11 protein-coding genes and 1 tRNA gene are annotated in these 13,215 nt (G+C 57.8%); 7 read left to right on the top strand and 5 right to left on the bottom strand.

Annotated features, from left to right (window positions below):
- Positions 1 to 128: 128 nt before the first annotated feature.
- From HNQ72_RS12370 to HNQ72_RS12360, 3 genes are all read left to right on the top strand, one after another.
- Positions 129 to 617 carry a phasin family protein gene (locus tag HNQ72_RS12370; protein WP_183993115.1) on the top strand — a complete coding sequence of 163 codons (489 nt, stop codon included), beginning with the start codon at positions 129 to 131 and terminating at the stop codon, positions 615 to 617.
- A gap of 127 nt (positions 618 to 744) precedes the next feature.
- A tRNA-His gene (locus tag HNQ72_RS12365) sits at positions 745 to 821 on the top strand.
- A gap of 289 nt (positions 822 to 1,110) precedes the next feature.
- Entirely contained in the window at positions 1,111 to 2,205 is a 1,095-nt protein-coding gene (locus HNQ72_RS12360) for a flagellin N-terminal helical domain-containing protein (RefSeq protein ID WP_183992530.1), read from the top strand.
- Here HNQ72_RS12360 and HNQ72_RS12355 read toward each other — a convergent pair.
- Positions 2,198 to 2,776, bottom strand: a complete 579-nt coding sequence (locus HNQ72_RS12355; protein WP_244654384.1) for a response regulator transcription factor — start codon at positions 2,774 to 2,776, stop codon at positions 2,198 to 2,200. The genes HNQ72_RS12360 and HNQ72_RS12355 overlap by 8 nt on opposite strands.
- Before the next feature lie 261 nt (positions 2,777 to 3,037).
- The gene (locus HNQ72_RS12350; protein ID WP_183992528.1) at positions 3,038 to 3,958 is read right to left on the bottom strand and encodes an AraC family transcriptional regulator; all 921 of its coding nucleotides are present in this window, start codon (positions 3,956 to 3,958) and stop codon (positions 3,038 to 3,040) included.
- A 106-nt stretch (positions 3,959 to 4,064) separates the two neighbouring features.
- Here HNQ72_RS12350 and HNQ72_RS12345 point away from each other — a divergent pair, with 106 nt between their 5' ends.
- The gene (locus tag HNQ72_RS12345; RefSeq protein WP_183992527.1) at positions 4,065 to 4,817 is read left to right on the top strand and encodes an SDR family oxidoreductase; all 753 of its coding nucleotides are present in this window, start codon (positions 4,065 to 4,067) and stop codon (positions 4,815 to 4,817) included.
- Positions 4,818 to 4,880: 63 nt separating this feature from the next.
- Here HNQ72_RS12345 and HNQ72_RS12340 read toward each other — a convergent pair whose 3' ends face one another.
- Both HNQ72_RS12340 and HNQ72_RS12335 read right to left on the bottom strand, forming a co-directional pair.
- Positions 4,881 to 6,761 carry a methyl-accepting chemotaxis protein gene (locus HNQ72_RS12340; protein WP_183992526.1) on the bottom strand — a complete coding sequence of 627 codons (1,881 nt, stop codon included), beginning with the start codon at positions 6,759 to 6,761 and terminating at the stop codon, positions 4,881 to 4,883.
- A gap of 278 nt (positions 6,762 to 7,039) precedes the next feature.
- Positions 7,040 to 9,481 (bottom strand): phosphoketolase family protein, encoded by a 2,442-nt coding sequence (locus tag HNQ72_RS12335; protein WP_183992525.1) that lies wholly within the window; start codon positions 9,479 to 9,481, stop codon positions 7,040 to 7,042.
- 389 nt (positions 9,482 to 9,870) lie between these two features.
- Between HNQ72_RS12335 and HNQ72_RS12330 the strand changes: the two genes are divergently transcribed.
- Positions 9,871 to 11,373, top strand: coding sequence for a pyruvate kinase (locus HNQ72_RS12330; protein ID WP_183992524.1), 1,503 nt, complete (start codon positions 9,871 to 9,873; stop codon positions 11,371 to 11,373).
- 359 nt (positions 11,374 to 11,732) lie between these two features.
- Here the strand turns inward: HNQ72_RS12330 and HNQ72_RS12325 are convergent, their stop codons facing one another.
- Entirely contained in the window at positions 11,733 to 12,218 is a 486-nt protein-coding gene (locus HNQ72_RS12325; RefSeq protein ID WP_183823225.1) for a hypothetical protein, read from the bottom strand.
- A gap of 241 nt (positions 12,219 to 12,459) precedes the next feature.
- Between HNQ72_RS12325 and HNQ72_RS12320 the strand changes: the two genes are divergently transcribed.
- Positions 12,460 to 12,705 (top strand): helix-turn-helix domain-containing protein, encoded by a 246-nt coding sequence (locus HNQ72_RS12320; RefSeq protein ID WP_148148101.1) that lies wholly within the window; start codon positions 12,460 to 12,462, stop codon positions 12,703 to 12,705.
- A 122-nt stretch (positions 12,706 to 12,827) separates the two neighbouring features.
- Positions 12,828 to 13,193: a VOC family protein gene (locus HNQ72_RS12315; RefSeq protein ID WP_183992523.1), complete on the top strand. Its 366-nt coding sequence runs from the start codon at positions 12,828 to 12,830 to the stop codon at positions 13,191 to 13,193.
- Positions 13,194 to 13,215: the final 22 nt, after the last annotated feature.

Here is a 13,215-nt window from a genome sequence, read left to right as displayed (position 1 = left end):
CCCTGCGCAGGGTCCACATGGGAGAACAGGAACGCGTAAACAGGGTTAACGTCGGTCGGTTGTGCTGCACTGCAAATATTGCAATGCACAATAGCATCGGCTATATTTACGGCATAACAGGTTCGGCGATGCCTGTTTTTTCGCCGGACCGGATCTTTTTGGAGGAAAAGATTGTGGCTTATTCTGACGATATCTTCTCGTTCTCTGCATTCGATCCGGCAAAGCTGACGCAAAGCTGGCGCGAGTTTGCTGAGCAAAGCACGACCCATTCCCATGACGCCTACGGTAAGATGAAAACGGCGGCGGCGGAAGCCTCCCGCACGGTTGAATCCACAATCCATTCTGCCCAGGCCGGCTCTATGGAATTCGGCCTGAAGGCAATCGACGCACTTCGCACCAATACCGAAATGTCGCTCTCCCATATGGAGCAGCTGATCGGGGCCAAGTCCTTTTCTGAAATGATGGAATTGCAGACGGCTTTCGTCCGTAAGCAGGCGGAATTTACCGTCGAGCAGGTGAAGGTGATGCAGGACGCCGCGCAAAAGGTTGCGGGCGAAGTCGCAAGACCCGGCCGGCAGGCTGCCGAAAAAGCCATGGACACATTCAAACCGTCCTGATCGCCCGCTCTTGTCCACATTCTCGTGGCAGGCTTGATCACAATGATCGAATTTGTCGGATTGAAAGGACTTGCAATCTTCATTCGATGGCCGTATGTGACCGGTCAACATCGCTTCGGCGGTTTATGCGGTTGTAGCTCAGTTGGTTAGAGCGCAGGTTTGTGGCACCTGAGGTCGGTGGTTCGACCCCACTCAACCGTACCATTCCCCTCTCTCGGTAAGTCTATATGTCACTAGGACTTACGGGGAGAGGGGAAAATTCCCCTTTTATTCGATTTTCGTTGAATGCGTCTGCGGCCCGTTGGCTTCGTGTTTCGAGGCTACGTGTATCTGCGGGTAAAGTTGCTGAAATAATTCTGTTTTTCGCAGGGCGCGGTATTTTTACCTCTCGCTTTTGGCTGTCCTGTTAACGGCTCATGAACCATGGTGATCGCATTCGGCAAAGCCGGATCTCATCACTTTCCACGTTCAGGATCATTTTCCGCCAGGGCCAATGACGAGCATTCATACAAATTCCGCAGCGATGTCTGCGCTTGCCATCATGCGTTCGACCAATAGCGACCTTGACCGGCAACAGGATGTCGTGTCGTCGGGTTACCGCGTGGCAACGGCTTCGGATGGCGCTGCCTATTGGTCGATCGGCACGACGATGCGTTCCGAGAACAAGGCACTGGCATCCGTGGGCGACAGCATCAGCCTGTCGCATGCGATCGTCGATACTGCCTACAATGGTCTCGACACGGCTATGGGCTATATGGAGAGTATCCGCGACATATTTATAACCGCAAAGAGCATGCCGGCTTCGGCAGAAGACGATTTCGAAGATCTATGGCCAAATGGGGTCATCGGTGACAAGTACTTTTCCAAAACGGATCTGGGAAAGCTTGATCACAGCATCAATGAGCTGCTTGCGGGAGCGACGGCCGCGATAAAGGCTTCGAGTTTCTCCGGCGTGAACCTGCTCTACAACAGCGATCTCTCCGTCGGAATAGAGCAATCCGGGAAAAGCCTCGTGATCGGCTATCAGAAGGGCGACATTCGTACTCTGGTCACCGATCCGCTCAAGACCACGCTGTTTAGCGACGAACACCAGGATCATCTCATGGGCAGTTATTATGAAGATACAGGCCTGTTGGACAGTTCGATGCAATTCAGCTTGGAGGGAACCTTTCACACGCACGGCATGACGTTTTTCAATTCGGTTTTTGGTTCAGGCGTTCAATATTTGAGCGAGAGCGCGAACGTCAATCCCAACCCGTTGTTGAAGCTGGAGAAGGAAATCGTCAAATGGGGCGCCGACAGGGGCGCGACCTATGATAACGCCATCAACGCGATCGAGGCGAAGCTGGACGGCATGAGAGACGGCATGGCCTATCTCGGTTCGGTACAGAACGCGCTCGACACCTATGACGAACTCAATGCCAAGTGGCAGGACAATTACGATCGGGGCGTTGGCCGTCTTGTGGATGCCGACATGGAGGAGGCATCGAGCCGGCTTGGTGCTTTGCAGACGCAACAGCAGCTTGCAATCCAGTCATTGAACATCGCCAATTCGCAATTCGATACGGTGCTTCAACTCTTCAATTAACTGTTGTGCCGGTATCGTGGCCGACATGGTTGCCGAGCAGCATCACGACCAGATGGACGGTATTGCGGGCACCGAAGCGCTCTTTCAGCTTCTCCAGCCGATGCTCGATCGTCCGATGCGAGAGCCCCAGCTGAGCCGCGATCTCTTTCGCCGTGCATCCTTCAAGCAGAAGCTGGACCACCGCTTCATCGCCGACGTCAAACTTGCCGTAATTCTTCGGTGTGTCGAGCAGAAAGCGCGCATAGGAAGACGAAATCACCCACTGTGCCCGTCCTGCGCTTTTTTGCGGGATGAGTATCCGATCGTATCCGAGATTGATGCCGAAGAGCTTGGTTTTGACCAGTTCGATGGAAGGCTGCTGGTTTTCAATCACCTGTTTGAGCCGCGGAATGACCGCTTCGGCCATATAGGCCTGATCTCGAAAATTACCGATCCGTTGGTCCTCGAACACCTTGTTGACGTCGAAAAGACTGGTGGTGAAACCGGAATGCCGAATTGGCGTCATCTTCCAGTTCTGAGGATCATCGCCTTCGATCCGGAAGACTGTAAGCCGCATCTTTATCGACAGCATGCTGAGAATACTTCCATAAATTTTTTCCGGTTCCACCGGGCATGCGGGATCCGTCTCAATCCAGGCATCAAGCATTTTTCGGGAAACGGCAGTAAACGGAGCTTCTCTGGGCATGATGACAAGAACGCATGATTGGAAATGACTATAGCCAAAAAGCGCAAATAAGAGCAGCAGACAATAAGGCGGAAACATGGCGACCGCATTTCCCCACCTTTCGATTGTGATGTTGGAAACAGAGGCGCGTCTGTCGGGTCTCTATCCTCAGGACTCCAATAAATGGCCGTCCTTCTGCGCACGCGCGTAATGCGTTGGCGGCATGCCGACAAATCGCGTGAACGCGATGCTGAAGGCGCTGGCGGAACCATAGCCGACACGATCGGCGATCTCCTTGATGCCTTCATCGCCACATCTGAGCAGTTTTTTTGCGATCGCCATCCGCCAGGAGAGCAGATATTCGATCGGCGCGACGCCCATCGCCTTGCGAAACCGCTCGAAAAAGACCGACCGCGATAGAGCCGCTTCGCCGGCAAGTTTCTCCACCGTCCAGTCATGCTTCGGGTCCGCGTGTATCTTGCGAAGCGCGGCCGCCAGTCTTTCGTCGGAAAGTCCGCGAAGCAGGCCGGGAGAGGCACTGCCGCCGGATGCGGAACGAAGCGCCTCGATCAGCAGCACTTCAAGCAGTCGCGTCAGCACCATGTCGCGCGCCGGCTTTTCTTCCTTCGCTTCGTTACGGATCAGTTGAACGATCGTGGCGAACTGCCTTTCCCCACGCACATGCACCAGTCGCGGCAACAGCGATACAAGAAGACTGGCATCCGGGGATCCGAACGCAAGTCCGCCGACAAGCATGCGCATATTCGCAGGCCCGTCGGGGTCGCCGTGCCGAGTTTCCTCATCGCGCTTGGTAACGACGAAATGCGCGGCGTTTTTCGGATCGACCGGCTCGATACTCGACATGGTAAAGTCGCAGGCGGCGGGGATCAGGATGAAATCGCCGGCCTGCAGTTCCATCGGTTCCTCCCCGGGAGCCGACAGCCGTGCTGCGCCTTCGAGCAGGACGCAGAAGAGCGGCCGGGCCGTTGCCGGAGCATCGACGCGCCATGGGCCGGAGCCGCTCGCCATCTTCGAAAACGGCAGGCTTGGTTGAAGCAGAGCCACCACATCTGCGAACGGATCAGTCAATTCAGGACTACCAAAAATGAAACGCGGACGATCGATTATAGTGCGTCCTGCGCCTGATATCTACTTTCATGCCCGGAAGACAGGAACAGACATGAAAGGAACAATCATGAAGACCGTTCTCATCACCGGCTGCTCGTCCGGTTTCGGCCTCGATATCGCAAAACTGTTTCTCGACAGAGGCTGGAAGGTGATCGCGACCATGCGCACCCCGCGTGAGGATTTGCTGCCGATATCCGAAAACCTCCTCATTCTCCCCCTGGACGTCAGGAGCGATGAAAGCGTCGCCAGGGCTATAGAAGCGGCAGGCCCGATCGACGTCCTTGTCAACAATGCCGGTATCGGCTGGCTGAACGCGCTTGAAGGCACACCGGTTGATGTCATTCGAGACATCTTCGAGACCAACACGATCGGCACCATGCGGATGGTGCAGGCCGTGCTTCCGCAGTTCCGCGAGAGAAGGGCGGGGCTGATCGTAAACGTCACATCGACCGTCACCATGAAGCCGCTGCCGCTTCTGTCGGTCTATACGGCCAGCAAGGCCGCGGTGAATGCATTCACGGAATCGCTTGCGTTCGAACTCGAACCGTTCGGCATCGATGTGAAGATCGTGCTGCCGGGTGCCGCACCAGCCACCAGTTTCGGCAGGACCGCGATGTCCCGTATGGACGGGCAGGGCGGTTTCCCTGAAGCCTATGCGGGATATGCAAAGGAAGTCCTTGGCGAGATGATGCAGCGAACCGAGGTCACGCTGCCAATGGATGTCGCACAAGCCGTCTGGCAGGCGGCGACCGATCCGTCATGCCCGATGCGGCTGCCGGCTGGCGCCGATGCGGTGGCGCTCGCCAATTCGAAGGCCTGATGCAATAAAAATCCGCCGGGTCGCTTTCGATCCGGCGGATATGTTCGAAGACGACGGTCGCTCTTAGCCGAAGGCCGATGTTAGCCGCTGGCCCAGTGCACGTGCCGGCGATGGCTCCCTCCTGTCCCGCAGGTCTGCATTGTTGATGGCACGAACTGATGCTTCCGTATCAAGCCTGAATTGGGCAAGCAGGGCGGTCAGCTCGGCAGCCTGCGAAGCAAGGCTGTAGGTCGCGGCGGTTGTCTCTTCCACCATCGATGCATTTTTCTGCGTGCCCTGATCCATCTGGTTGACGGCGGAGTTGATCTCCGAAAGGCCGGTCGACTGCTCACGTGTGGACGATACGATGGCCGAGACGCTCCGGTTGATTTCCTGCACTTCCGATACGATTGTATGCAGCGCCGTGCCGGTTTCACCCACCAGCGCCACCCCGTCGCGCACCTGCGCGCTCGACTTGGTGATCAGGTTCTTGATCTCCTTGGCGGCGTTTGCCGAACGTTGAGCGAGTTCGCGCACCTCCTGCGCAACGACGGCGAACCCTTTGCCCGCGTCGCCTGCACGAGCAGCCTCGACGCCGGCATTGAGCGCAAGCAGGTTGGTCTGGAACGCGATATCGTCGATTACCCCGATAATGTTGCCGATCTCGGATGACGATTTCTCGATCTCCTGCATCGCCAGGACGGCCTTGCGAACGATCTCTCCGGAGCGTTCGGCACCATCATGGGCCTTTTTCACCAGGTCGCCGGCCGTGCTTGCTTGCGTGGCGGAATCCTTGACGGCGGTAGTCACCTGTTCCAGTGCTGCAGCCGTCTCTTCCACCGATGCTGCCTGCTGCTCCGTGCGCTTAGACAGGTCCTCCGTTGCCGCACGAATTTCGCTCGCGCCGGCATCGATCATCTTGGCATTGTCACCAACCGACCGCAGTGCTGCCTGAAGTCTGGTGATGGACTCGTTGAAGTTCAGCCGAACCTTGTCCAGTTCACCGGCAAACGGAGTAGCCAGACGGTAGGTCACGTCACCTTCGGCAAGATGGTTCAGGCCACGGGCAATATCATCCACCGCAAACTTGACCTCGGCTGCCTGCTTGGCCCTTTGTTCCTCGCGGGACCGACGCTCCTCTTCTGTAAGCAGGCTATTGGCTTCCGCCTCGCGTTCCAGCCGCTCGCGCTCGATAGCGTTATCGCGGAATATCGAAACCGCGGCGGCCATGTCGCCGATTTCGTCCTTGCGGTCCCGATGCGGAATCTGGTGCTCGGTATTGCCGTCGGCGAGTTCGTTCATCGCCAGTGTGATGTTGGTGATCGGCCGTGCGATCCAGCGGAAGCCGAGCAGGGCGGCAATCCCGCCGACTACACCGACGATGACCACCAGGATAACCGTTGTCACCAGCGACGAGCTTGCCGTTTCCTTTGCCTCGCTGACGGCCGCTTCGCCAGTTGCCTTGTTCAGGCTGACCATTTCGGCAAACAGCTTGACGGCTTCCCCACCCATGACCGTCATCTGTTGCACATGTGCCTTGGCCGCAGCCATGTCGCCTTCACCCATCAGGGTAACGAGACGCCCGCCTGCCGCTTCATAAGTGTCGATTGCGGCTTCCGTGGCCTGATATTTGGCGCGCATGGTGTCTGTTGTCAGACTGGCGCCATAGGCCTCGAATGCTTTGTTGCGTGCAGCATAGGCCGCCTTCAGCACGGCAAGCGCGCTGGCGCGTTCCTCCTGTGTCGAAGTGCTGAGCAGCAGTGCGACATTGCGGCGGACATCGCCGAAAAGACGTTCCATTTCGCCCATCTGGGCTGCCCGCGAAACGCGCTCTCCCACGGTGTCGACCTGGGCCTGGAGAGAATTGACCGCGAGAATGGAAAAGGCGCCCTGGACAATTCCGAGCGTGACGACGATGCCGAATAGCAATGGTAAAAGTGTTTTAATCTGAATTTTTGCAAACATAACCGGGTCCTTGGATGTGCCGTGCATTCTTGTGTTGTGCGCGTGCCCGTTGAGATTTGTGACAGTTTTGCTAACAAAGGGCTTACAGCGGGCTGTGCAACGCTGCGGCTTGTTGCCTCAAATCTGACAAAGTATCATAAAAATTGATTTAACATTTTCTTGTCCAATCCTGCCGTCGATTGGCCCATACGGAAGGCACAAAAAATGGGCCGCTTAGTCGGCGGCCCACTCTGGTATTGTCATATCGGCGGGATATCATCCCACCGGTTCGCCTATGATCAGGCGGTAAGACCGGTCCACTTCCAGTCGCGAATTTCCGGCATGTCTTCGCCGTATTCACGCACATGGGCGGTGTGCAGGGCGAGCTTGCCGTTCAGCATCTCGATCACATGCGGAACCTTTTCCTTCAGCTCCGGCACCCGTTCGATGGCTTCGAGCGCCAGGTGATAGCGGTCGAGCTGGTTCAGCACCGTCATGTCGAAAGGCGTCGTGGTCGTGCCTTCCTCGACAAAGCCGCGCACATGCATGTTGCGGTGGTTGTTGCGCTTATAGGTCAGTCGGTGGATGAGATACGGATAACCATGATAGGCGAAGATGACAGGCCGTTCGGTGGTGAACAGTTTGTCGAACTCCTCGTCCGTCAGGCCGTGCGAATGCTCTTCCTTCGCCTGCAGCGTCATCAGGTCGACGACGTTGACGACGCGGATCTTCAGTTCCGGTATTGCCTCGCGCAGGATCATCACGGCGGCGAGTGTTTCCATTGTCGGCACGTCGCCGGCGCAGGCCATCACCACATCCGGCGCAATCGCGTCATCCTCGTTGCTGGCCCAGTCCCAGACCCCGATGCCGGCCTCGCAATGCCTTGTCGCATCCTCGATCGAAAGCCATTGCGGCTCCGGCTGCTTGCCGGCCACGATGACGTTGATCCGGTCCCAGGTATTGAGGCAATGGTCGGCCACCCAAAGGAGCGTATTGGCATCCGGCGGCAGGTAGATGCGCACCACGTCGGCCTTCTTGTTGGCAACGTGATCGAGGAAGCCCGGATCCTGATGCGAGAAGCCGTTATGGTCCTGCCGCCACACATGCGAGGTGAGCAGGTAGTTGAGCGAGCTGATCGGCTTTCTCCACTCGAGATGACGCGTCACCTTTAGCCACTTGGCATGCTGGTTGAACATACTGTCGATGATGTGGATGAAGGCTTCGTAGCAAGAGAAGAAGCCGTGACGGCCGGTGAGCAGATAGCCTTCCAGCCAGCCCTGGCACAGGTGCTCGGAAAGCACTTCCATCACCCGCCCATCGGGCGCAAGATGCACGTCATAGGGCTCGATCTTTTCCATCCACACCCGGTCGGTTGCCTCAAAGACCGGGCCAAGGCGGTTGGAATCCGTTTCGTCCGGCCCGAAGACCCGGAAATTCTTCTCCGTGTCGTTGAGCTTCATCACGTCGCGCAGGTATTTGCCCAGCACTTCCGTCGTCTGGACGATCTTCTGCCCCGGAACCGTCACATCGACGGCGTAGTCGGAGATCGGCGGGCATTTCAGTTCCTTGCGCAGCACGCCGCCATTGGTATGCGGGTTGGCGCCCATGCGGCGATCGCCGGTTGGAGCCAGAGCCTTGAGCTCCGCCTTCAGGCTGCCGTCCGCATTGAACAGGTCTTCCGGATTGTAGCTCCGCATCCAGTCTTCGAGAACCTTGCGATGGCTGTCGTTTTCGCGGCATGTGGCAACCGGAACCTGGTGCGCGCGCCAGAAATCCTCGACCTTCTTGCCATCGACTTCCTTCGGTCCTGTCCATCCCTTCGGGCTGCGCAGGATGATCATCGGCCAGCGCGGTGCCTGGCCGGAAGCAGCGCCGGAACGGGCCTCTTCTTGGATCGCGCGGATCATGTCGGTTGCCAGATCCATCGCATCCGCCATCAGCCGGTGCATCGCCTCCGGCTCATTGCCTTCGACGAAGATCGGCGCATAACCATGGCCTTCGAACAGCCTTCTCAGGTCGTCATGCGGAATGCGCGAAAGCACCGTCGGGTTGGCGATCTTGTAGCCGTTGAGATGCAGGATCGGCAGAACCGCGCCGTCACGGGCCGGGTTCAGGAACTTGTTCGATTGCCAGCTGGCGGCCAGCGGCCCGGTTTCTGCCTCGCCGTCACCCACGACGCAGGCAACGATCAGGTCCGGGTTGTCGAAGGCTGCACCGAAGGCATGCACCAGCGCATAACCCAGTTCGCCGCCTTCATGAATGGAGCCGGGTGTTTCGGGTGCCACATGGCTCGGCACGCCGCCGGGGAAAGAGAACTGCCGGAACAGCTTGCGCATGCCCTCTTCGTTCTCCGCAATCTCCGGATAGACCTCGCTGTAGATGCCTTCCATCCAGGTATTGGCAACCATGCCCGGTCCGCCATGGCCCGGCCCGCATATATAGATGACGTCGAGATCGCGGCTTTTGATCACCCGGTTGAGATGCGTGTAGATGAAATTGAGGCCAGGGGTTGTGCCCCAGTGGCCGAGGAGTCGCGGTTTGATATGCAGCGGCTGAAGCGGCTCACGCAGGAGCGGGTTTTCCAGAAGATAGATCTGACCAACGGAAAGATAATTGGCCGCTCGCCAGTACCGATCCATCAATTCCACTTCCGTCTGCGACAGTTGCGTGCGCGGACGGGTGGGGTCGAAATACTCGGCCTGCGAAAAAGCGGCGTCCTTTTGGACTAAATGTTGCTGCATTGAAAACTCCTCTCTTTTTCCTCACCTCTGATGCTAATCGATTTAGATGATCTGTTTCATGACATGGATCATGGACTGGCGGATTGTCCGCCTCTCAAGAGGCATCGCGCTTCCGGCAATGTGGACGTTTTTTGTGACAATCAATCAACTATTGCGCGATGGACGTCAGGATAGGGCAGGGGCTGACGATTGCCAGCTTTAAGGGCGACATTTCTGGCTTTGGTCCCCCGCTGCCGCCAGTCGGGCCTGATCATTCGCCGCGCATAAACGCCGTGCGTTATGCCGTCGCAGGTTTTGACGCGGCTCAACGCGCGCCTGTCATGTCAGGGTGATGTTGAAAGGCCAGACTTCTGTCCTGGCCGGATTGTCGTCATGGGAGGAGACGAAACATGCATGACACGAATAGCATCGCCGCCATCGATGCGGATGAACGCACGATCGAGCTTGGTGCGCTTTTCTCCGAGGTTCGGGCATTGCGTGACCGGGTCGCTGACGAAGGGCGATCATTGTTGGAAAGCCTTATCCCCGGGGGTGTCGAAGCGGATCGCCTTGAAAACCTTTGCCATTATCTCTGCCTGCGCAGGCACGACATTCGGCCGCTGCAGCGCAGGCTGATGTGTTACGGCCTCTCCTCACTCGGCCGGCTGGAAAGCCGGGTTCTGCCGACGCTGGATGCCGTGCTCTCAGCCCTGTCTGCCATGCAGGGAATGACCTCTCCCTATGCCCTGCCGTCAGAAGCGCAGTTTTTTGCCGGCGAGGCGGAGCTCAGCGCGATGACGCAGCGGTTGCTGGGCAGCGGACGCCCGCATCGCCGCGGCCGCATCATGGTCACGCTGCCGGGAGAGGCGGCGACCGATCCCGATTTCATCCTTGATCTCGCCCGGCGCGGCATGGATGTCGCTCGCATCAACTGCGCTCATGATGGTCCCGACACATGGGAGGCAATGGCGCGGCATGTGCGTGCCGCCGGCGAAAAGATCGAACGCCGGATCACTGTGCTGATGGATATCGCCGGGCCCAAGATCAGGACGGAAGCCGTTGTGGCCGACAAGGGCGCGAAACTCACGACAGGCGATCTTTTCCGCCTTGTCGCTTCACGCGAACCTTATCAGACGGAAGACGTGCGTTTCTGCGCGGCGGTTTCACTGCCGGAGATCGTCGAACGGGTCGAGCCGGGGCATAAGCTACGTTATAATGACGGCAAGCTGGAAGCCGTCGTCGAAAGCGTTTCGAAAGGCGAAGCGCTTCTGAGGGTGACCCATGTGAAGGCTGGTGGCGTCAAGCTGAAACCGGAAAAAGGATTGAACCTGCCGGATACGGCACTCGGCCTGTCGCCCCTGACCGCCAAGGATGAAGGTGATCTTGCTGCCGTCATCGGCAATGCCGACATGCTCGGTTATTCCTTCGTCAGCCGGCCGGAGGATCTGGATCTGTTGGAGAAGGCGCTCGGCGCCCATCCGCCGCGTGTCGAAAAGCTTGGCCTCGTTGCCAAGATCGAGCAGCCGGAAGCGGTCCGCAACCTGCCGGCCTTGATTGCCCGCGCCCACACACTCGGTCGCCCCTTCGGCGTCATGATCGCCCGCGGCGATCTTGCAGCCGAGATCGGTTTCGAGCGGGTTGCCGAAATGCAGGAAGAAATCCTCTGGCTCTGCGAAGCGGCATCCGTCCCCACCGTCTGGGCGACACAGGTTCTGGAGGATTTGGTCAAGGACGGTTTGCCATCGCGTGGAGAGATGACCGATGCCGCCATGGCTGCCCGTGCCGAATGCGTCATGCTGAACAAGGGGCCGGCGGTTGCCGAAGCCGTCACGCTGCTCGACACGCTTCTTGCCCGCATGGACGAGCATATCTTCAAGAAGACGCCTACGCTTCGTGCACTGAAATCCTGGTAGCTCAAATAGGAAGACCCGGCCCATGAATGTTGGGCCGGGTCCTTCGTGGGACGACGCGGCCTCCGTCGCGTCGTCCCAGCCCACCGTTCAGGCGGAGATGGCGAATCCGGCACCGTCCGGCTCGTGATCGAACCGTCCTTTGGCTGCGCCCGGATATCGTTGATATCGTCGCGCAGGGTTCACGGAATTCAGACTTCACCTCAACCCTCGGCGGCAAACTGGATATATGCTTTCCGGGAGACCAAATTCCGGGAGTGGAAATCCTTGCAGTCCGAGTTGGCTTTGAGCCTATACAGGCTGCGGTTGATTTCATTGACCCAACGCAATGCCCCTGAAATGCCTTCGAATGGATATCCGATTCAGGCGTCGTGGATGGGCTTGTGCTCGGCGATGTCGGCGGCATGGCGGAACATGCGCACCAGCCTTGTCCGCTCTTCCCCATGCCGCATCAGTGCGTGGTCGAAGCGCCGGATCTGGCCCGGATCCGGCCGCCAGCGCCCGTCGCGGGCCTTGTCGTTGCTGCTTGCAGGCTTGAACGACATGCGCGGGCCGATATTCTCCTGAAACTGCGCCAGCGTCATACCGGCCTTCACCAGTAGAGCCCGCACACCAGAGCGGCTTTCTGTGGCGATCACCACACGGAAGGCGTTGATGAGGCTGCCCTTGGATACCGGCAGCTCGCGTGTGTCGAATAGATCGCTGCCCGTTTCATGCTCCCGCAGATAAACCAGATAGATGTCGACCAGACGGTGCGCCGTCTGCAGCAATTGCGCGTCGGTTCCACCATCTATCCCATAGACGTGATCGTCGCCATGCGCCGGTTTTGTGAAAGCTGAATAAGGCATGATCCTGTCCTCGTTTGCCTTATAAACGCGCAGGGCTTGCTTTGGTTCTGCCGGAATTTTGACCACCTAAGATACGGAGGCGCCACCGTTTTTTCACATTCGATGTTGTGCAGCGCACAATTGCCTATTGCACAAAGCGGATTATGGCCTATGTTTGTCCTGCGGCCGCGTGTCGCACCATGGGTCATTTGACCCCCTTCACCCGTCGCAAACGCCGGGTTTTTTCAAGAAGGATGAAACCATGACAGTCTCAATTAGCAACATCAAGGCATCTCAGAGCGGCGCTGTTCTTTCGGGTCAAGTAGCAAGAGCCGTTGCCGAAGCGCGCCTTGCCGCCGGCTACAGCATCGATGACCTTTCTTTGACCACCGGCCTCGTACATGAGGAGATCGTAGGCGTCGAGGAAGGCCTGAATGCCGATCCGGCCAAGCTGAAACGTATTGCTGTGGCGCTGAAATTGCCCCCGTCAGCGCTTCTCGTCGCCTGATTAAGGCGGTACCCAAAAAGCCCGGCTTAGGCCGGGCTTATTCATTTTATCACAAAACGTTTCTGATATCTGGCGCTGCATCTGAATAGGCAGCACCTCTAGTCAATTTGAATGAGTGCACGATGAACCTGATCGCTCATGTTGAGATACCGGTTAGCGATCTTGAGCGAGCGATGCACTTCTATACTGCTGTTTTCAGCGTCGCTTTTGGCGATGTCGTGACAATCCATGGCAGCCGGATGGCCTATTTCCCCTTCGAGGAAGGAAAAGACGGCGCCAGCGGAGCGCTTGCGCAAGGCGACATATACGTACCGAGCCGAGATGGATCGGTCGTTTATCTTAGTGTCGAAGACATTGATGACGTTCTGTCCAGGGCTGTTGCACTGGGAAGTGTGATCCTGTTTGCCAAGACGCCGATCAATGACACCGGCTTTGTCGCTGAGATCACTGACAGTGAAGGCAACCGCATCGCTATCCAATCAATCTGACTAACAGCCGATCTGTCGCGTT

This window comes from Aliirhizobium wenxiniae (assembly GCF_014201355.1).
Lineage (GTDB): Bacteria > Pseudomonadota > Alphaproteobacteria > Rhizobiales > Rhizobiaceae > Neorhizobium > Neorhizobium wenxiniae.
Note: the sequence above shows the minus strand (reverse complement) of the source record. Positions and strands in the feature narration are given on the sequence as shown.

Coding starts and splice junctions, on each gene's coding strand:
- HNQ72_RS12335 (WP_183992525.1), bottom strand. CDS start 9,481: ATGCAGCAACATTTAGTCCAAAAGGACGCCGCTTTTTCGCAGGCCGAG.
- HNQ72_RS12340 (WP_183992526.1), bottom strand. CDS start 6,761: ATGTTTGCAAAAATTCAGATTAAAACACTTTTACCATTGCTATTCGGC.
- HNQ72_RS12325 (WP_183823225.1), bottom strand. CDS start 12,218: ATGCCTTATTCAGCTTTCACAAAACCGGCGCATGGCGACGATCACGTC.
- HNQ72_RS12320 (WP_148148101.1), top strand. CDS start 12,460: ATGACAGTCTCAATTAGCAACATCAAGGCATCTCAGAGCGGCGCTGTT.
- HNQ72_RS12315 (WP_183992523.1), top strand. CDS start 12,828: ATGAACCTGATCGCTCATGTTGAGATACCGGTTAGCGATCTTGAGCGA.
- HNQ72_RS12355 (WP_244654384.1), bottom strand. CDS start 2,776: ATGCTGTCGATAAAGATGCGGCTTACAGTCTTCCGGATCGAAGGCGAT.
- HNQ72_RS12345 (WP_183992527.1), top strand. CDS start 4,065: ATGAAGACCGTTCTCATCACCGGCTGCTCGTCCGGTTTCGGCCTCGAT.
- HNQ72_RS12360 (WP_183992530.1), top strand. CDS start 1,111: ATGACGAGCATTCATACAAATTCCGCAGCGATGTCTGCGCTTGCCATC.
- HNQ72_RS12330 (WP_183992524.1), top strand. CDS start 9,871: ATGCATGACACGAATAGCATCGCCGCCATCGATGCGGATGAACGCACG.
- HNQ72_RS12370 (WP_183993115.1), top strand. CDS start 129: ATGCCTGTTTTTTCGCCGGACCGGATCTTTTTGGAGGAAAAGATTGTG.